The organism is Micromonospora sp. IBHARD004 (assembly GCF_052814115.1).
The window spans coordinates 5,403,990-5,422,821 of record NZ_CP199934.1; the positions used below are offsets into that span (position 1 = coordinate 5,403,990).

Here is an 18,832-nt window from a genome sequence, read left to right on the forward strand (position 1 = left end):
CCGTCATTTCTCCGCCGCGCACTGTCGGATGCCACTGCGCTGCAGGGAAACTGAGCGCCAGCTCGAGGCGTCAGGACTGCCGGCCCGGTTGGGTGCCGCGAGCCACCACCGCCAGCCCGTGCCGGTCCCGGACCACCGCGAGGTCCCCGTCGGTGTCGGTCCGCAGCACCCGGGCGCCGGCGCGGGACAGCCGGGCCAGCAGCCCGGGGTTGGGGTGCCCGTAGTCGTTCCGGGCGCCCACCGACACCAGCGCGACGGAGGGACGGACCGCGTCGAGGAGCTCCGGGTCCTGGTACGCCGAGCCGTGATGGGCGACCTTCAGCACGTCGGCCCGGAACGCGCCCGACGGCAGCGCCTCCCGCAACGCCCGCTGCTCCTCGGTCTCGGCGTCGCCGAGCAGCAGGATCCGCACCCCGGCCACGGTGGCGGCAAGCACCAGGGAGTTGTTGTTCGGGTCCGACCGGCTGCCCCGCACCGGGTAGGGCGGGCCGAGCGCGACCAGCTCCACTCCCCCGGCCCGCCAGCTCCAGCCCACCGGCGCGGTACGCAGCCCCGCCGCACCGGCCAGTGCGGCGCCGCGTACCTGGGACACCCCAAAGGCCGGCTCCGACCACTGCGGGGTCAGCACGGCCGCCACCCGCCGGCCCCGGAACACCCCGGCGACGCCGCCGACGTGGTCGGCGTGGAAGTGGCTGACCACCAGCAGCGGCACCTCGCGTACGCCGAGCCGGCGCAGGCAGCCGTCCACACCGGCCGGGTCGGGCCCGGCGTCGACGACCACCGCCCGACCGGCGGCGACCGGCAGCACCAACGCGTCGCCCTGCCCCACCGCGCAGGCCACCACCACCCAGCCGGGCGGCGGCCAGCCACCGGCCAGCAGCCGGACGGGCAGCGTGCCGAGCACCACCGCGACGGCGCACACCGCGACGAGCCGCCGGACCAGCGGACGCCGGGTGGCGAGCAGCAGCGCCACGGTGAGCCCGGCCAGCAGCAGTGCCCCGGTCACCCCGCCGGGCCAGGGCAGCGTCCCGGCCGGCAGCCCCGCCCCGTGCCCGGCCACGGTCACCAGCCAGCGGGCCGGCCAGCTCGCCAGCCAGGCGGCGAACTCGGCGCCGGCCGGCCAGACCGGCGACACCACGGCGGCGGCGACGCCGAGCACGGTGGCCGGTGCGATGGCCGGCACCGCCAGCAGGTTGGCGGGCACGGCGACGAGACTGATCGTCCCGGAGATGCCGGCGACCACCGGGCCGCAGGTGAGCTGGGCGGCCGCCGGCACCGCCAGCGCCTCGGCCAGCCCCACCGGTACGCCCCGCCGGCGCAGCGCGTCCCGCCAGCCGGGGGCGAGCAGCAGCAGCCCGGCGGTGGCGAGCACGGAGAGGGCGAAACCGGGGTCGCCGGCCAGCTCCGGGTCGACCAGCACCAGCACGGTGACCGCGGCGCAGAGGGCGGGCAGCGCGGCCCGGGGTCGGCCGGCGGCGAGCGCGGCCAGGCCGATCGCCCCCATCGTGGCGGCCCGGACCACGCTCGGCGACGGTCGGACCAGGATGACGAAGCCGATCAGGGCCAGCGCGCACGCCAGGACGGCCGCCCGGGGACCGGCCCGGGCCCAGCGGGCGAGCAGCAGCACCGCGCCGACCACGATCGCGACGTTCGAGCCGGAGACCGCGTTGAGGTGGGTCATGCCGGTGGCCCGGAAGTCCGCCTCGACGGCGGGCGTCAGTCGGCTGGCGTCCCCGACGACCAGCCCGGGCAGCAGACCGCCCGGCTCGTCCGGCAGCGGCTCGCAGGCGCGTTGCAGGCCGGCGCGGAGCGTGCCGGCCGCGCGCTGGAGCCACGGCGGCGGACCGTGCGGAGCGGGCGGACCGGTCACGGTGAGGACCGCGGCGGTCAGGTCGCCGCCGCGCGGCGCGGTCAACCGCCCCTGCGCGCCCACCCGCTGCCCGGGCAGCAGCCGCCGCCAGGTCGGGTCGGTGGCCAGCACCAGGCTGCGAACGGGTCCGGCCAGCCGCCGGCCGTCCCGAGCGGTGAGGCGTTCGAGGTCGGCCCGGACCAGGAGGGTCGCCGGCCGGCCGGCGGCGCCCCGGACGGGCCGCGGGTCGTCGCGGACGATCAGTTCCACGGTGACCAGGGCCCGCTCGTCCACCAGTTCCCGAATGGGGGCCGCGTCGCGGACCACCAGGCGGGCGGCGGTCGCGCTCGCCCCGCAGACCACTCCGATCAGCACGGCGACGACGACCCAGCCGTGCCGGCGGACCGGAGCGGCCGGACGCCCGAGGACGCCGAGCAGATGGACGCCGACGAGGACGGCGAGAATGGCGGCGACGGCGGCCAGCGCGGTCGTCACCGCTGCGGTGAAGTGCAGTCCGGCCAGGGCGGCGAGCCACGCGGCGACGGCCAGCCCGGCCAACCTCAGGTCCGGGGCGGTCTCCCCCGTCCCGGCGCCGACCGCCGGCTCTGGGGCGGCGTTCCGGCGGGCGGTCACACCGTCACCAGGTCCTTGAGCTGTTCATACCGGGCGTCGCCGATGCCCTCGACCTGGCGCAGGTCCGCCACCGACCGGAAGCCGCCGTGCTGCTCGCGGTGGGTGAGGATCCGCTGGGCGAGCACCGGGCCGACCCCGGGCAGGGCGTCGAGCTGGGCCAGGGTGGCGGTGTTGAGGTTGACCGGGCCGGCTGGTGCCGCCCCGCCGGCCGCCGGCCCGGCCGCCCCACCGGCGGCGGGCTGACCGGCGGCGCCGGGCGGGGCGGCGACGCCCACCAGGATCAGCTCCCCGTCGGTGACCTTGCGCGCCGGGTTGAGCAGGGCCACGTCCACGCCGGGCAGCGCGCCCCCGGCCGCCTCGACGGCGTCGGCGACCCGGGAGCCCGCCGGCACCCGGACCAGGCCGGGGCGGCGTACCTTGCCGGCGACCGCGACCACGAGTTGGCCGTTCGCCGCACCGGACGAGCCGGCCGGGGACGGCTCCGGCGCGGCCGGCGCGGCGACCGTCGACACAGGCCGGACGGGCTCGGCGTGCGGCCGGGACCGCCAGGCCCAGAGTGCGGCACCGAGCACCACGACCAGGGCGACGGCGGCCAGGGCCCGCACTCCGCGTCGCCCAGGGTCGAACGCGCCGGGGCCGGGCAGCAGAGAGGGCCGGCGCTCGGGTTCCTCGTCGCCTCCGTCGGGGGACGAGGTGAGCCGCTCCGGGGCCGGGGAGAGGATGAACTGATTCCCCACGGCGACCTGGGCTGGGGACGAACGGCGCGGACCGGACAGGCGGCGCGGGCCGGCGTTCGACGGTCCGCGCAGCTCCGGCGGGATCGAGCCGGGCGACTCCTCCGACCGGGCGGCCGGGACCGGTTCGGGGAACGGGTCCGGCAGGGGCCGCTCGAACCGGGTCGGGGGAAGCAGGTCGAACGTCGGCCAGTCCGGATCGATCGCGGCCGCCGGATCGGCCGGCCGAGGGCGGGGGTGAGCCGCCCGGTCGGGACCGATCCGGTGGTGGTCGGTGGACGTCGGCGAGTCCGGATGCGGGTCGGCCGTGACAGTCGGCGACGGGTCGAACAGGCGGGACAGCCGCTGCCGTACCCTGCTCTCCTGGTCATCTGACACGACGCGAGGCTAGGGCGGGCAGGCGGCGGCGCTCAGGCCCCCGCGTGCCCCCTGTGGACGAAGGCGTCCCCTGTGGACAACGCCCTGATCATGCGGCGACGTGGTAACAGGCGGACCCGCCGGTCACCAGGTGGGCGGTCAGCCCTCCGGCGACGGGTCCGGCCCGGGTCGGCGGTGGACCACCACGCAGGCCAGGCCCGGCCCGGCGTGCGCGGCGACCACCGCGCCGGCCTCGGAGACGTGCGTGTCGTGCAGCCGGTCGTCGAGCCGGTCGGTGAGCGCCACGACCAGTTGTTCGGCGCGCTGCGGTGCGGCGAGGTGGTGCACGCCGAGGTCCACCTCGGCGTCGCCGGCCGCCTCGACGGCCAGGTCCACCAGGCGGGCCACGCCCCGGCTGGCGGTGCGCACCTTGTCCTTGACGACGATCGCGCCGTCCGGCATGTGCATGATCGGCTTGACCGACAGGGCGGTGCCGAACAGCGCCTCGGCGGCGTTGATCCGGCCACCCCGGCGCAGGAACTCCAGCGTGTCGACGTAGAAGAAGGTGGTGGTCCGCTCGACCGTGTCCAGCGCGGCCTGCCGTACGGCGGCGAGGTCGGCGCCGCGGTCGGCGGCCGCGGCGGCGGCAAGCACCGGGAAACCGAGGCCCATCCCGGTGGAGCGGCTGTCGACCACCGCGACCCGGTCGCCGATCTCGGCGGCGGCCAACCGGGCCGCCTCGACCGTGCCGGAGAGCTCGGCGGAGAGGTGTACCGAGACGACCCCGTCGGCGCCCCCGGCGAGCAGCGAACGGTAGACCTGCGCGAACTGCTCCGGTGACGGCCGGGAGGTGCTCACCGAGACCCGCCGACCGCCCAGCACCCGGGTGGCGTCGGCCGGGAAGATCTCCACCCCCTCCAGCCCTTCGGCCCCGTTGAGCACGACGGTCAGCGGGACGACGGTGAGCCGGTGCGCCCGCACCAGCTCGGGCGGGATGTAGGCGGTGGAGTCGGTGACGACCGCGACGGGCATGCCCGGCACGCTAGCCGATGTCGTCGCGGCGTGCGTGGGCCGTCCGGTCAGACCGCCTCGGTCAGCGCCGGCTGCGTGATCAGGCCGACATTGTGGGCGCGCAGGTGCCAGCCCCGGACGTCGTCATGGCGCAGCTCGGTCCAGTGGCAGTTGGAGAGGGAGCCGAGGCTGCGCAGCACCGCGTGGTCCCAGCCGAGCAGGTGCCCGACGCCCTGGCGGGCCCCGCCACCGTGGGTGGCGACCACGACGGGCCCACCGGCGGCCAGGTCGGCCGCGTCCTGGAAGGCCGCGCCGATCCGCTTGCCGAGATCGTCAAGAGTCTCGATCTCCGCGCCCGGATCGGGGTCGCCGGCCCGCCAGCGGGCGTACTCGTCGGGGAAGCGCTCGGCGACCTCGCTCAGGGAGAGACCCTGCCACAGGCCGAAGTACCGCTCGCGCAGCCGGGCGTCGGTGCGTACCGGCAGCCCGGTCAGCGCGGCGAGCGCCGCGGCGGTGTCGACCGCCCGGCACAGGTCGCTGGCCACGATGGCGTCCGGGCGCAGCCCGGCGAGCAGCGGCGCGGCAGTCCGCGCCTGCTCCCGGCCGAGGTCGTTTAGGGGTACGTCGGTCTGCCCCTGGACCCGGCTGGCGGCGTTCCAGTCGGTGTTGCCGTGCCGCCAGATGATCAGGCGGGTCATTCCGCGGCGGCGGTGCCGGCGGCCGAGTCGGCCAGGTCCCGGTCCACGAACGGGATCTGCGGGCAGTCCTTCCAGAGCCGGTCGAGGGCGTAGAACTCGCGCTCCTCGGTGTGCTGGACGTGCACCACCATGTCGACGTAGTCGAGCAGCACCCAGCGGCCGCCCCGCTCGCCCTCGCGGCGCAGCGGCTTGGCCTTCTCCGGGAGCCCGAGCAGGCGCTCCTCGATGGCGTCGACGATGGCCAGCACCTGACGCTCGTTGGGGGCCGAGGCGACCAGGAACGCGTCGGTGATCGCGAGCTGGTCGCCCACGTCGATGATGACGATGTCCTCGGCCTTCTTGTCGGCCGCGGCCTGGGCGGCGGCCATCGCCAGCTCGTAAGCGCGTTCGGAAACTGTCACCGTTCTCCTTCGATCAACCGTGCGACCCTCCAAGCGTCTCATACCCGGCCGGGCGACGACTTATGAGTTCTGGTCGATTACGGGGACGAACGCGCCCATTGCCGGCGATATCACTCCTGGTAGAGGCGCCGTTTGGCGATGTACTGCACCACACCGTCCGGCACCAGGTACCAGACCGGCTCGCCCCGGCGCACCCGTGCCCGGCAGTCCGTGGAGGAGATCGACATCGCCGGCACCTGCACCAGGCTCACCGTGTCGGCGGGCAGGTGCTGGTCCGACAGCTCGAAGCCCGGCCGGGTCACCCCGATGAAGTGGGCCAGCTCGAAGATCTCGTCCAGATCCTTCCAGGAGAGGATCCGCTCCAGCGCGTCCGCGCCGGTGATGAAGAAGAGCTGCACCTTCGGGCCGTACTCGGCGTGCAGGTCGCGCAGCGTGTCGACGGTGTAGGTCGGGCCGCCCCGGTCGATGTCCACCCGGCTGACCTGGAACCGCGGGTTGGAGGCGGTGGCGATGACCGTCATCAGGTACCGGTCCTCGGGCGGGCTGACCGGCTCGTCGGCCTTCTGCCACGGCTGGCCGGTGGGAACGAAGACCACCTCGTCCAGCTCGAACCGGTCCGCCACCTCGCTGGCCGCGACCAGGTGCCCGTGGTGGATCGGGTCGAACGTCCCGCCCATGATCCCGATCCGCCGGATGTCTTCCTCCACCCCGCGATCGTAGGCCGGTGCCGGATGACCGCCGGGCGGGCCCGCCGGAGCCTCCCGATCACCGGTCGCCTCCGGGGCCCCGCCGGGCTCGCGGCGAGCCCGACCCCGACCCCGATCAGGCCCCCGCGGCGGCCACCGCCGTCCGGGCGACCAGCGCGCGGCGCAGGTCGTCGTCCATGTCGGTGACCCGCCGGCGCAACCCCGGGGTGAGGTCGTCGCGGGCCAGCAGGGCCGCGGCCAGCTCCCGGGTGGGCTGCGCCACGGCGTAGCGCGGGAAGGCCAGGGTCGCCACCCGGTCGGCGGTCCAGGGGGTACGCAGCCGCGCGGCGGCCGGCATGTCGGCGAAGTACCGCTCGACGTACGGGGCGGTCAGCTCGGCCTGCTCCGGCTGCCAGAAGCCCTCCGCGGTCGCCTCCACGAGACGGTTGGAGAGCTCGGCGTTGACCGTGACGATCTCCCAGGCGGCCCGCTTGGCGGCCGGGTCGGGCAGCGCGGCGCGGCAGCTGGCGGCCCGCTCCGCCCCGGTGGCGCTGCGGTCGGCGGCCGCCTCGGCGGCGATCTCCGGCTCGCCGGCCGCGCCGAGCACCACCAGGCGCAGCAGCAGCGCCCAGCGCAGGTCGGCGTCCACGGCGAGCCCCTCCGGCACGCCGTCGCCGGCCAGCCAGCCGGTGAGCAGCGCGGCGTCGGTGGTCGATGAGATCAGGCCCCGGGCCGCGGCGAGCTGGAGCGACCCGCCGGCCGACGCCCCGGCGAGCAGCGTGGCGCAGGCCCCGGCGACCCGGAGCAGGGCGGCGTCCCGGGCCAGCGGGTCCAGGTAGCGGTCGATCAGGCCGCGGCTGAGCGTGAGCACGTCCTCCGCGATGATCACCTCGGTCTCGGCGGGCAGCGCCGCCGCGATCAACGCCACCACGGCGGCGACCGGCCGCTCGCCGTCGGTGGCCGCGTCGAGCGCCTCGCCCCAGAGCAGCGCCCGGGCCAGCGGGTCGGCCAGCCCCGGCAGCACCGCCGGCACCGCGTCGGCAGAGGCCGGGTCGAGGCGGATCTTGGCGAAGGTCAGGTCACCGGCGTTGGGCAGCAGCAGGCCGGTGGCGGCCTCGCCGACCAGCCCGGTCAGCTCGGTACGACCCTTGTCGACGTCCGGGTCGAGGTCCACCTCGAACCGGCTCGCCGTCCCGTCGGCGGCGTACCGGCCCACGCCGATGCGGTGCGGCCGCAGCACCGGGTACTCGTCCGGCGCGGTCTGCACCACCGTCGCCTCGGTCCACCGGCCGCCGGCGTCCACCGCCGTCTCCATCCGCAGGGTGTTCACCTGGGGGCGGCGCAGCCAGCGCTCGGCCCAGTCGGTGAGGTCCCGCCCGCTCGCGGCGCTGAGGCTGGCGAGCAGGTCGGCCAGGGTGGCGTTGCCGAAGCGGTGGGCGGCGAAGTGGGCGTTCAGCCCGGCGAGGAAGACGTCGTCGCCGAGCCACGCGACGAGCTGCCGCAGCACGCTGGCGCCCTTGGCGTACGAGATGCCGTCGAAGTTGAGCAGCCCCTGCGCGGCGTCCGCGACCTCCTCCGGCGCGACCGGGTGGGTGGAGGGCCGCTGGTCGGCCGCGTACCCCCAGGCCTTGCGGCGCATGGCGAAGGTCGTCCACGCCTGGTCGAAGCGGGTCGCCTCGGCGGTCACCCGGGTGCCCAGGTACTCCGCGAAGGACTCGTTCAGCCAGAGGTCGTCCCACCAGCGCATGGTCACCAGGTCGCCGAACCACATGTGCGCCATCTCGTGGGCGATGGTGGTGGCGCGCAGCTCCCGCTGGGTGTCGGTGACCGCGGAGCGGAAGACGTAGTCGTCCCGGAGGGTGACCAGGCCCGGGTTCTCCATCGCGCCGGCGTTGAACTCGGGCACGAACGCCTGGTCGTACTTGCCGAACGGGTAGCGCTCGGCGAAGAGCTGGTGGAACCGGTCGAGGCACTGCTTCGTGACGGTGAAGATCTCGTCCGCGTCGGCGTCCAGGTGGGCGGCGAGGGAACGCCGGCAGTAGACGCCGAGCGGGATGCCGTCGTGCTCGTCGTGCCGGACGTGCCACGGGCCGGCGATCAGCGTGAAGAAGTACGTCGCCAGCGGCGCGGTCGGGGCGAACTCCCACCGCCCGGGCGCGGGCCGGGCGGCGAGCTGGCCGTTGGCCGCGACCGTCCACTCCGGCGGGGCGGTGACCGAGAGCGTGACCGGCGCCTTCAGGTCCGGCTGGTCGAACGCGGCGAAGATGCGCTGCACGTCGTCGAGGAAGGACATGGCGTACAGGTACGTCTCGCCGTCGGCCGGGTCGACGAAGCGGTGGATCCCCTCGCCGGTGTTCGAGTACGCCATCTCGGCGTCGACCGTCAGCATGTTCTCCTCGGCCAGGCCGGTCAGCGGCAGCCGGTCGTCGGCCAGCGCGGCCGGGTCGAGGTCCCGGCCGTTGAGGCGTACCGCCAGGAGTCTGGCGGGTTTGACCTCGGCGAAGGTCTCGGCGCCGGGGGTCGCCCGGAACCGGATCGTGACGGCGGAGCGGAACCGCTCGCCGGCACCGGTCAGGTCGAGGTCCACCTGGTAGGACTCGACGGTTATCAACGCGCCACGCGCGGTCGCCTCTACACGGCTCAGGCTCGGCATCCGCTTATCCTGCCCGATGGGGATCCGGAGCGGCTCCCCGTGACGCGTGGCGATGGAGGCACAACGATGGGTCAGCACCCCAAGGGCGACTTCGACCTCACCCGGGCGGTCTGGCAGCGGGCCGAGGGCGACACCTCCGACAGCGCGGTCGAGGTGGCCTTCGTCGGCGACCTGATCGGCATGCGCAACTCGGCCGAGCCGGACGGACCGGTGCTGGTCTTCACTCAGGCCGAATGGGACGCGTTCGTCGCAGGCGCCCAGGACGGCGAGTTCGACCTGGACTGACCGCGGCGCTCCGCCGCCGGGGTTGGTGCGCCACATCCGCGGCGGATCGCCGTCGCCCCACCCGAGACCGCCGGGGCCGGGGGCGTGGTGGAAGCCCGGGTGGCCGGCGACGTCGACGCACCGCTCGCCGTCCGGCCCGACCGCGCCGCAGAACAGCCGTTCGGCCCGTTGCCAGGAATCGGCGGGCGAGAGCGCGGCCGCACCGAGCGCCAACTCGGGGCGGAGCAGGCTCAGCGCCTCGGCGTACGCCACCGCCAGCTCCCGGGCCCGGTCAGTGTCGTCGGCGTGGAAGCCGAGGTGCACGGTGAAGTGCCGGGGCGGCCTCGGCCCGCGGCGCGGCGGCGCGAGCAGCGGCACGTCCGGTCCGCCCACCCCGCCCCGGTCCAGCCCGGCGCCGAGCGCGTCGACCATCCGCCGCCGCCAGTGCAGCGCCCTGTTCTCCCGCATCCGTCCTCCCGTCGTCGGTCCGGCCCCGCGGCCGGCCTCTCGTGCCGGCAGCCAAACAGATTTCGGTCGCCCTGGGAGGGGCCAGCGCGACGAGCGCCGGCTGGCCCCTCCCAGGGGGTGTGAATTCGGTGATGATGGGCGGTTCAGCCGGCTGTGCGTGGGTAGACGCAGGCGGCCGAGCCGCTGCCGACCAGGTCAGGAGCAGCAGATGAGCAGCATTCCCGTCGACCGCAGCCCGGACAGCACGCTGGCGTTCCTTCGGGAGGGCTACCGGTTCATCGGCAAGCGCTGCGAGCGGTACGGCAGCGACATCTTCCAGACCCGGCTGCTGCTGGAACCGACCATCTGCCTGCGCGGCCGCCCCGCCGCGGAGCTCTTCTACGACAACGAGCGCTTCCGCCGACGGGGGGCCATGCCGATGCGCGCGCAGCGGACGCTCACCGGGGTCGGCGGGGTGCAGGGGCTGGACGACGCCGCGCACCGGGCCCGGAAGGCGATGCTGATGTCGGTCATGACGCCGGTCGCGATCCGCCAGCTCGGCCAGCTCTTCGACGACGAGTGGCGGGCCCGGATCCCGACCTGGGAACGCTCCGGCCCGGTGGTGCTCCACGACGAGGTCGCCCGGATGCTCACCCGGGCGGTCTGCGCCTGGGCCGGGGTGCCGCTGGCCGACTCGGACGTGGCCCGGCGGACCGCCGAGCTGCACGCGATGATCGAGGGGCCGGCCGCGGTCGGCCCCCGGTACTTGCGGGGCCGGCTCGGCCGCCGCCGCGGCGAACGGTGGGCCGGCGACGTCGTCGACCGCGCCCGAACGGGCACCCTGCCCGCCCCGGAGGGCAGCGCACTGCGGGTGATCGCCGAGCACCGGGACGACCGGGGCCGCCCGCTGCCCCGCCGGATCGCCGCGGTCGACCTGCTGAACCTCATCCGCCCGACCGTCGCCGTGGGCCGCTTCGTGGTCTTCGCCGCGCTGGCGCTGCACGACCATCCCCACTGGCGGGAACGGGTCCGTGGCGACGAGGCGGCCACCGAGAGCTTCGTGCAGGAGGTCCGCCGCTACTACCCCCTCTTCGCGGTGGCGGCGGCCCGGGTCCGGCGCCCCTTCGAGTGGGCGGGGCACCACTTCCCCCAGGGGCGGCGGGTGCTGCTCGACCTCTACGGCACCAACCACCACCCGGAGCTGTGGCCGGGGCCGGAGCAGTTCCGGCCCGACCGGTTCGCCGGCTGGCGCGGCGACCCGTTCAGCCTTGTCCCGCAGGGCGGCGGGGACCACCTCACCGGCCACCGCTGCGCCGGAGAGTGGATCACCATCGAGCTGGTGAAGCGCGCGGTGACCAACCTGACCACCGCCATGAGCTACCGGGTGCCACCGCAGGACCTGGCGCTCAGCCTGCGCCGGATGACCGCCCAGCCGCCGAGCGGCTTGCTGATCGACGGCGTCCGGCGCACCGCCTGAGCCGGGCTCACTCCGCCACCACCAGCGCCTGGGGGACGCTCTGCTTCACCCGGGTACGCAGCCACTTGAGCTGGATCGCCGTCTCCTGCTCGCAGGACTGCTCTGCCGGCGGTGCCGGCACGGGACGGGTTCTCCTCGTTCTGCGCGGACATGGCGAGTGCTGTACCCCCGCCGCCCGCTAACGAATCGACCGCGTCAGGCGGCCTCGACCAGCGACTTGATCCGGCGCAGCGTGTCCCGCAGCCCCACCTCCGGGTCGTGGCCGGTGGTCCGCCCCAGGGCCCGGCGGACCGGGTTGGACCGCCAGCGCAGCTCGGTCCGGATCTCGGTGCCCCGGTCCTGCGGGGCGGGGACCAGCTCAGCCTGCCCCTGCTGGACCACCGGCCCCTCGGTGACTCGCCAGCTCAGCCGGCCCGGGCCGTCGACGGTGAGTTCGGCGCGCCACTCGGTGCCGCCGCCGGCCGGGTCGCTCGCCACGCAGCGCCACCGGTTGTCGTCGAGCTGCTCCAGGGTCGCCCACTCGGCCAGCGCCCGGTCCAGCCGTTCCCGGTCGGTCCAGAAGCCGATCACAGCGTCCATCGGGCGGTCCACGGTGATTCCCCGCTGGACGACGTACCAGCCGTCCGCCCGCTCGGCCTGGAGCGGACGCCGCCGCCGGGCCACCATCCGGCCGACACCGACCGCGGCCGCCACGGCCGCGCCGGCCAGCGCCCACCTCGTTCCTCTGCTGGTCATCACGTCTCCTCCACCCCGGGCGTCCAGGGATGGACCGCCCGCATCCCGCAGCGCTACCCGGCACGGAGGCGTCGAAACGACAAATCGGTTTGATTGGCAGAAATTAGGGCACCCGTCGGCCCCGTCCCCGCGTTCCTCCGGGAGGCAGCATGACCTTCGATCACCGTCGACCCGGCCAGCACGCCGGCCGCCGGGCGACCCCCCCGTTCGCCCCGGGGTCGTCATGAGCGCCCCGGCCCACGATCAGCACGCGGCGGTCGCGCCGGCCCCGGTCGCCGGTGCCGCGACCGCCGCGCCGGGCGGCCCGCGGCCCGGTCGGCTCCCCGTCGAGTACGTCCTGCCGCTGCGCCGGTCCGACGACACCGGCCTGACCGGGCTGACCGACCACCTGCGCGACCTCGCCCGGTGGGTGGACGTCACCGTGGTCGACGGCTCCCCGCCGGAGCTCTTCGCCCGGCACGCCGCCGCCTGGCGGGACCTCGTCCGGCACGTCCCGCCCGACCCCGCGCTGCACGGCGCCAACGGCAAGGCGCTCGGGGCGCTGACCGGGCTCGGCCTGGCCCGGCACGAACACGTGGTGATCGCCGACGACGACGTCCGGTACGACGAGGCCGGGCTGCGCGCGGTGCACGCGCTGCTGGACCGGGTGGACCTGGTCCGGCCGCAGAACCACTTCGACCCGCTGCCCTGGCCCGCCTGGTGGGACACCGGCCGGACCCTGCTCAACCGGGCGCTCGGCGGCGACTGGCCGGGCACCATGGCGGTGCGCCGGAGCACCTTCCGCGCGATGGGCGGGTACGACCCGGACGTGCTCTTCGAGAACCTGGAGCTGGTCCGCACCGTGCGGGCGTACGGGGGCGGCACGGCGACCCCCGCCTGGCTGCACGTACGCCGGCTCCCGCCGACCGCCGGGCACTTCCGCGCGCAGCGGGTCCGGCAGGCGTACGACGACCAGGCCCAGCCGCTCCGGCTGGTGGCCGCGCTGGCGGTGCTGCCGGGCGTGGTGGCCGCGCTGGCCGCCCGCCGGCCCGGCCTGCTGCTGCGTGCCGCCGTGGCGACGGTGACCGTCGCCGAGCTGGGCCGCCGGCGGGCCGGCGGCGCCCGGGTCTTCCCGGCGCACACCACGCTGGCCGCCCCGCTCTTCGTGCTGGAGCGCGGGCTCTGCTCCTGGCTCGCGCTGGGCCGGCGGTGGCGCGGCGGCGTGCCCCACGCGGGCGCGCGGGTGCGCGACGCCGCGCACTCCAGCCGGACGCTGCGCCGCCGGCTGGCCGGGAACGGCCCCGGTGACCTGGTGCTGTGGGTGGAGGCCGGCGGCCGAGATGTCCCCGCGCACGCGACAGCTCGCGGCCACTCCCCGGCGGACCGGGAGTGACCGCGAGCTGCGGCGTACGAAGAGCCTGGTCAGTACCGGACCTGGTCGCGGGACTGCTGCGCGGTGTCCTTGACGTCCTGCGCGGCCGAACGGGTGTCGTCCTTGACCGCGTGCACGGCGTCCTGGGCGGTGGAGCGCACCGACTCGGTGGCGTGCTGGGCCGGCTCACGCAGCTCGTCCCGGAGCTCGCCGGCGACCTCGCCCAGCTTCTCCTTCACCGCGCCGGCGTGCTCGCCGGCCTTCTCCTTGACCTGCGTCGCCACCTGCTGCTCGCGGCGGGTGGCCGGGATCAGCGAGGAGGCCAGCATGCCGACGCCGAACGCGATCAGGCCGGCGGCCAGCGGGTTGCCCTCCGACTTCTCCCGCAGCAGGTGCGGGGCCCGGTGGGCGGCGTCGCCGACGGTCGACGCGGCGGCGTGCGCCTTGTCGCCGACGGTGGAGGCCGCCGAGGAGGCGTGGTCGGCCACCGACTGGGCGGCGTGACCGGTGCTGTGGCCGTAGTCCGAGGCGGTTCCCATGACCTTGTCCCTCACATTCTGGAGCGCGTTGCGCGCCCGCTGCTTGCGGTCGTCGACGATGCGGCTCGGGCTGACCTTGTACGCCAGCGCGTCCACGTCCGAGCTGAGGCTGTTACGGGTGGCCTCGATCTCCCGGCGGATCTGGTCGGGGTCGGTGCTCATCGGGTGACTCCCTCCGGGTGCGGCTTGAGCGCATTGGGGATGCGCTGCACGCTGTCGTTGGTCTGCTTGAGGCCGCGAATCCGCTCGGCGTTCTTCTTGGCCATGGAGTAGAGGACCGCGGCGATGACCGCCCAGATGACGGCCACGATCAGCGCCGCCCAGCCGGGGTCCATCACGTTGGACAGCCCGGCCCAGAGCGCGATCGAGAGGAAGAGCGCCACCATGTAACCGCCGAAGCCGGCGCCGCCGAAGAGCCCGGCGGCCTTGCCCGCCTTCTTGCCCTCCTGGCGGATCTCCGCCTTGGCCAGCTCGACCTCCTGCCGCATCAGCATGGAGAGGTCGGCGGTGACGGAGCGCATCAGCTCACCGAGGGAGCTCCCCCGGACCTCGTCCGCGGTGTGCGGGGCGCCCGCCTCCGCGTGGTAACCGGAGTCCAGTCCGGACCCCTGCGTCGGCATGGTCATGCCGTCGCCTCCCTTCTGACGGATCGGCCGCTCACGGACGGGTCACGCCGCTCGACGGCACGCCCGGCAGCGGGTCGGTCTGGCTCACCGGCGGCAGCGGCTGGCCGGTGCCGGTCTGCGGGTCGGCGTAGCCGCCCCGGGTCGGGTCGGTGTAGCCGCCCGGCTCGGCGTAGCCGGTCTGCGGGTCGGCGTAGCTGCCCGGCGGCACGGCCTCCGGCACCGCGCGCGAGGTCGGGATGACCGCGGTCCGGTCCGGGTCGAAGCCCGGGCCGTACGCCCGGCGGGACGCGTCGTTGTCGCCAGTGGCGGCGATGTTCTTGGTCAACCGGCCGGCGAGCACGCCGAGGACGGCGGCGCCGACCAGGAAGGTGCCCGGGTTGCGGCGGGCGTAGCCCTTCACCTCGTTGAGGATGTCGCCCGGCTCGCGCTGCTCCAGCCACCCGGCCACGCCGTGCACCCGGTCGGCGGCCTGGTGGGCCAGCTCGGTCACCGGGCCGGGCTGACCGCTGTTCTGCGCCATCGAGCGCATCTCCTCGGCCAGCGAGCGGAGCCCGCCGGCGGCGCGCTGCTGCTGCTGGCTGGTCTGGGTGGCGACCTGGTTGCGGGCCTCGCCGTAGAGGTTGCGGGCCTGGCGCTTCGCCTCGCCCACCACCTCACTGCCCTGCTCCTTGGCGGTCTGCGCGACCGCGCCGCCCGCGTTCGCGGCCTCCGAGCCGACCTGGCGGGCCTGGTCGCGGACGCCACCGCCATTGGTCGACTCCTGCCCGTGGGTGGAGGACGTGGGTGAGAGATCGTAAGTCATGACTACCCTTCCGCTCGGATGGTCGTAGCGGTTGTGCTGGGGGGATCACGCCGACGTGCCGTCGGCGTGACCTTTCACCTACCCCCGGTCGCCGGGTCCATGCCTGATTCGTCATTTCTCTGCGGAAGTGCCCCGGCGCGATCACACAATGGAGGGTCGTCCGGTCCCGGGCGGCGGCTGCTCCACGGAGGTGACAGCGATGGCACGTGACGTGCGCGGACGCGCCCCGGCCGGCCCGAAGCCCCGGATCCAGGCGGTCGCCGCCGCGGTGGCCGCCCTCTTCGTCCTGCTCGGCGTGCTCGGGTTCATCCCCGGGGTCACCACGCACTACGGTGACCTGACCTTCGCCGGGCACCACACGGAGGCGAAGCTGCTCGGCCTGTTCCAGGTGTCGATCCTGCACAACCTGCTGCACCTGCTCTTCGGCCTGGGCGGGCTGGTGCTCGCCCGTCGGATCGCCGGGGCCCGGCTCTTCCTGGCCGGCGGCGGCGCCGCCTACCTGGGCCTCTGGCTGTACGGCTTCGCGATCGACCGGGAGACCGCGGCCAACTTCGTGCCCTTCAACGACGCGGACAACTGGCTGCACCTGTTCCTCGGCTTCGGGATGCTCGTGGTGGGGCTGCTGCTCTCCAACGACGTCGGCACCGGCGGCCGGCTGGACAACCCGATCGACCGCCCCTGACCTGTGCCTTCACCCGGCCGGGTGGTCCGTGGCCCGACACACGCGGGCGGAGTTTGGCGAATCCCCGCCCGGGGCACCGGAGGATCACCACGGGGAGTGACCCGACGGCAGGGAGGCCAGGCGATGCCACGGTGGTTGCGGGAGAACGCGCTCACGGCCGCGATGCTCGGCGCGTTCCTGATCTTCCTGGTGATGCAGAGCGTGTTCGGCTGGCAGGTCCACAACGAGGAACTGGCTCAGTACGGCGCGGCCCCGCTGAGCTGGTGGGCGTACCTCGGCACCGGGCACTTCGCCGAGGCGGTCTTCGAGAACTGGGAGTCGGAGTTCCTCCAGATGGGCGGCTACGTGCTGCTCACCGCGTACCTGGTACAGAAGGGCTCGGCCGAGTCGAAGCCCGAGGGCCAGACCGACCGGCCCGACGACGACGCGCGCCGGGCGAAGCCGGACTCGCCCTGGCCGGTCCGCGTCGGCGGGCTCCCCCTCGCCGTCTACCGCAACAGCCTCTCCCTGGCGCTGCTGCTGATCTTCGCCGGCTCGTTCCTCGGCCACCTCTTCGGCGGCGTGGCGGAGTACAACCAGGAGCAGGCGCTGGAGAGCGGGGCCGCCCCGATCAGCGCCGGGCAGTTCCTCCTCACCAGCGACTTCTGGTTCCAGTCCATGCAGAACTGGCAGAGCGAGTTCCTCGCCGTCGGCGTGCTGATCCTGCTCAGCATCGTGCTGCGGCAGCACGCCAGCCCCGAGTCGAAGCCGGTCACCGCCGCCCACGCCGAGACCGGCGCCTGACCGGGGCGCCACCGCCGCCCGGTTCGGCCGCCGTCAGGCGGCGACGGGCAGCCGCTTGGCGAAGCAGACGCTGTACGGGTTGCCGACGTACTCGCCGTAGACCGGGATGGGCTCGTATCCGCAGGAGGTGTAGAGCCCGATCGCGGCCGGCAGGTACGTCCCGGTCTCCAGGCAGACCACGGCGTGTCCGCGCTGGAAGGCCAGCTCCTCCAGGGCGGCCAGCAGCTGGCGGGCGATGCCCCGCCCCCGGTACGCCGGGCGGACGTACATCCGCTTCAGCTCCCCGGTGTCGCCGTCCAGGGCCTGGAGGCCACCGCAGCCGACGGCCCGCCCGCCGACCACCGCCGCCAGGTAGTGGATGTTGTCGTGGGTCAGCGTCGCCTGCCCGTCCAGCCCGCCGTCGGCCGCCCGCAGCTCGCGCTGCTGGGCCGTGACCAGGGCGGCGATCTCGGGATCGGTGGCGGGACGGGATTCGATCAGCATCACGTCACGTTAAGCCGGGCGGATTTCGCGGAGGTTTCCGGCCAACGACCCGAACACGGACGGAGCCGAGCTATTCGTCGTCGTCCAGGTCGTCGTCGTCCAGGTCGTCGGAGAGGTCCGCGTCGAGGCCGCCGGCCTCCAGCGCGTCCTCGGGACGCCGCCGGCGGGCCTTGCGGGCGGCCAGCCGCTCCGCCGCCGAGGCGCGGGTCGACTTCTCCTCCAGCCGGATGTCGGTGCCCCGGTTGCCCGGGACGAAGTCCACCCCGGCGTAGAGGGTCGGCTGCCAGTCGAACTCCCGCTCGCCGATCCGCACCAGGTCGCCGGGGTCCGCGCCGGCCTTGGCCAACTTGTCCTCGACGCCCAGGCGGGCCAGCCGGTCGGCCAGGAAGCCGACGGCCTCGTCGTTGTCGAAGTTCGTCTGCCGCACCCAGCGCTCCGGCCGGGCGCCCCGGACGGTGAACGAGCCGTCCTCCTCCACCTCGATGGTGAAGCCGGTGTCGTCGACCGCCTTCGGGCGGATCACGATCCGGGTCGGCTCGGCCGGCGGCGCCGCCCTGCGGGCCTGCTCGACCACCTCGGCCATCGCGAACATCAGCTCCTTGAGCCCCTCGCGGGTGGCCGTGGAGACCTCGAAGACCCGGAAGCCGCGCGCCTCCAGGTCCGGCCGGACGATCTCGGCGAGGTCCCGCCCGTCCGGTACGTCGATCTTGTTGAGCGCCACCAGCCGGGGCCGGTCGGCCAGGCCGCCGTACTCGGACAGCTCCGCCTCGATGGTGTCGATGTCGGCGAGCGGGTCCCGGCCGGGCTCCAGCGTCGCCGTGTCGACCACGTGCACCAGCACGGCGCAGCGCTCGACGTGGCGGAGGAACTCCAGCCCCAGGCCCTTGCCGGTCGCCGCGCCCGGGATCAGGCCCGGCACGTCGGCGACGGTGAAGGTGTGGTTGTCCACCCGGACCACGCCGAGGTTCGGGACCAGGGTGGTGAACGGGTAGTCGGCGATCTTCGGCTTGGCGGCGGAGATCACCGAGATCAGCGACGACTTGCCGGCCGACGGGAAGCCGACCAGGCCGACGTCGGCGACGCTCTTCAGCTCCAGCACCACGTCCAGCCGGTCGCCGGGCTCACCCAGCTCGGCGAAGCCGGGGGCCTTGCGCCGGGCGTTGGCCAGCGAGGCGTTGCCCCGCCCGCCGCGGCCGCCCCGGGCCGCCTCGAAGGTGGTGCCCGCCCCGACCAGGTCGGCCAGCACCTCACCGTCGAGGCTCTGCACCACGGTGCCGTTCGGCACCTTGATGATCAGGTCGTGGCCGTTGGCCCCGTCCCGGTTCGAGCCGGCGCCGCCCTTGCCGTTCTCGGCGTTGAGGTGCGGCCGGAAGTGGAAGTCGAGCAGCGTGGTCACCTGCGGGTCGACGACCAGCGAGACGCTGCCGCCGTGCCCACCGTTGCCGCCGTCGGGCCCGCCGAAGGGCTTGAACTTCTCCCGGTGGATGGAGACACAGCCGTGCCCGCCGTCGCCGGCCTGCATGTGCAGGACGACCCGGTCAACGAACGTCGTCACGACGCCAATCCTTCCAGCGGGGTCCACCCCCGCGTGAGAAAAGACGAAGCGGGCCGGGACACGAGG

The 18,832-nt window shown here is 74.8% G+C and carries 18 protein-coding genes; 5 read left to right on the top strand and 13 right to left on the bottom strand.

Going from position 1 to position 18,832, the window contains the following annotated elements:
• Positions 1-70: 70 nt before the first annotated feature.
• The 7 genes from ACTWO6_RS26315 to pepN form a co-directional block, all read right to left on the bottom strand.
• Complete coding sequence (locus ACTWO6_RS26315) at positions 71-2,482, bottom strand: ComEC/Rec2 family competence protein (RefSeq protein WP_446216446.1); 2,412 nt, start codon at positions 2,480-2,482, stop codon at positions 71-73.
• The gene (locus ACTWO6_RS26320) at positions 2,479-3,303 is read right to left on the bottom strand and encodes a helix-hairpin-helix domain-containing protein (protein WP_446220770.1); all 825 of its coding nucleotides are present in this window, start codon (positions 3,301-3,303) and stop codon (positions 2,479-2,481) included. Before ACTWO6_RS26320 ends, ACTWO6_RS26315 begins: the two co-directional genes overlap by 4 nt.
• A gap of 429 nt (positions 3,304-3,732) precedes the next feature.
• A complete protein-coding gene (locus tag ACTWO6_RS26325) occupies positions 3,733-4,605 on the bottom strand; it encodes a DegV family protein (protein ID WP_446216448.1) in 873 nt (290 codons plus the stop codon).
• Positions 4,606-4,652: 47 nt separating this feature from the next.
• Entirely contained in the window at positions 4,653-5,282 is a 630-nt protein-coding gene (locus ACTWO6_RS26330) for a histidine phosphatase family protein (RefSeq protein WP_446216450.1), read from the bottom strand.
• Positions 5,279-5,683 carry a ribosome silencing factor gene (gene rsfS / locus ACTWO6_RS26335; protein WP_446216451.1) on the bottom strand — a complete coding sequence of 135 codons (405 nt, stop codon included), beginning with the start codon at positions 5,681-5,683 and terminating at the stop codon, positions 5,279-5,281. Before rsfS ends, ACTWO6_RS26330 begins: the two co-directional genes overlap by 4 nt.
• A gap of 110 nt (positions 5,684-5,793) precedes the next feature.
• Entirely contained in the window at positions 5,794-6,390 is a 597-nt protein-coding gene (gene nadD / locus ACTWO6_RS26340; protein WP_446216452.1) for a nicotinate-nucleotide adenylyltransferase, read from the bottom strand.
• Positions 6,391-6,505: 115 nt separating this feature from the next.
• Positions 6,506-9,022, bottom strand: coding sequence for an aminopeptidase N (gene pepN, locus ACTWO6_RS26345; protein WP_446216453.1), 2,517 nt, complete (start codon positions 9,020-9,022; stop codon positions 6,506-6,508).
• Positions 9,023-9,088: 66 nt separating this feature from the next.
• On the opposite strand from pepN, the gene ACTWO6_RS26350 reads away from it, so the two are divergent.
• Positions 9,089-9,307, top strand: a complete 219-nt coding sequence (locus ACTWO6_RS26350) for a DUF397 domain-containing protein (protein WP_130339129.1) — start codon at positions 9,089-9,091, stop codon at positions 9,305-9,307.
• Positions 9,308-9,962: 655 nt separating this feature from the next.
• Entirely contained in the window at positions 9,963-11,210 is a 1,248-nt protein-coding gene (locus tag ACTWO6_RS26355; RefSeq protein ID WP_446216454.1) for a cytochrome P450, read from the top strand.
• Positions 11,211-11,405: 195 nt separating this feature from the next.
• Here ACTWO6_RS26355 and ACTWO6_RS26360 read toward each other — a convergent pair whose 3' ends face one another.
• Positions 11,406-11,945, bottom strand: a complete 540-nt coding sequence (locus tag ACTWO6_RS26360; RefSeq protein ID WP_446216455.1) for an SRPBCC family protein — start codon at positions 11,943-11,945, stop codon at positions 11,406-11,408.
• A gap of 223 nt (positions 11,946-12,168) precedes the next feature.
• On the opposite strand from ACTWO6_RS26360, the gene ACTWO6_RS26365 reads away from it, so the two are divergent.
• Complete coding sequence (locus ACTWO6_RS26365) at positions 12,169-13,317, top strand: glycosyltransferase (protein ID WP_446216456.1); 1,149 nt, start codon at positions 12,169-12,171, stop codon at positions 13,315-13,317.
• A gap of 29 nt (positions 13,318-13,346) precedes the next feature.
• Here the strand turns inward: ACTWO6_RS26365 and ACTWO6_RS26370 are convergent, their stop codons facing one another.
• The 3 genes from ACTWO6_RS26370 to ACTWO6_RS26380 are packed head-to-tail and all read right to left on the bottom strand — an operon-like array spanning position 13,347 to position 15,263.
• Positions 13,347-13,997: a DUF3618 domain-containing protein gene (locus ACTWO6_RS26370; protein WP_446216457.1), complete on the bottom strand. Its 651-nt coding sequence runs from the start codon at positions 13,995-13,997 to the stop codon at positions 13,347-13,349.
• Positions 13,994-14,461, bottom strand: a complete 468-nt coding sequence (locus ACTWO6_RS26375; protein WP_446216458.1) for a phage holin family protein — start codon at positions 14,459-14,461, stop codon at positions 13,994-13,996. Before ACTWO6_RS26375 ends, ACTWO6_RS26370 begins: the two co-directional genes overlap by 4 nt.
• A 31-nt stretch (positions 14,462-14,492) precedes the next feature.
• Positions 14,493-15,263 (bottom strand): hypothetical protein, encoded by a 771-nt coding sequence (locus tag ACTWO6_RS26380; protein WP_446216460.1) that lies wholly within the window; start codon positions 15,261-15,263, stop codon positions 14,493-14,495.
• Positions 15,264-15,462: 199 nt separating this feature from the next.
• Between ACTWO6_RS26380 and ACTWO6_RS26385 the strand changes: the two genes are divergently transcribed.
• Together ACTWO6_RS26385 and ACTWO6_RS26390 are read left to right on the top strand one after the other, a co-directional pair.
• Complete coding sequence (locus ACTWO6_RS26385; RefSeq protein WP_446216461.1) at positions 15,463-15,945, top strand: DUF4383 domain-containing protein; 483 nt, start codon at positions 15,463-15,465, stop codon at positions 15,943-15,945.
• A 123-nt stretch (positions 15,946-16,068) separates the two neighbouring features.
• Positions 16,069-16,728 (top strand): DUF6766 family protein, encoded by a 660-nt coding sequence (locus ACTWO6_RS26390; RefSeq protein WP_446216463.1) that lies wholly within the window; start codon positions 16,069-16,071, stop codon positions 16,726-16,728.
• A 33-nt stretch (positions 16,729-16,761) separates the two neighbouring features.
• Here ACTWO6_RS26390 and ACTWO6_RS26395 read toward each other — a convergent pair whose 3' ends face one another.
• Both ACTWO6_RS26395 and obgE read right to left on the bottom strand, forming a co-directional pair.
• A complete protein-coding gene (locus ACTWO6_RS26395; protein WP_446216464.1) occupies positions 16,762-17,211 on the bottom strand; it encodes a GNAT family N-acetyltransferase in 450 nt (149 codons plus the stop codon).
• A 70-nt stretch (positions 17,212-17,281) separates the two neighbouring features.
• Positions 17,282-18,766: a GTPase ObgE gene (gene obgE / locus ACTWO6_RS26400; RefSeq protein WP_446216465.1), complete on the bottom strand. Its 1,485-nt coding sequence runs from the start codon at positions 18,764-18,766 to the stop codon at positions 17,282-17,284.
• Between the last annotated feature and the right edge of the window lie 66 nt (positions 18,767-18,832).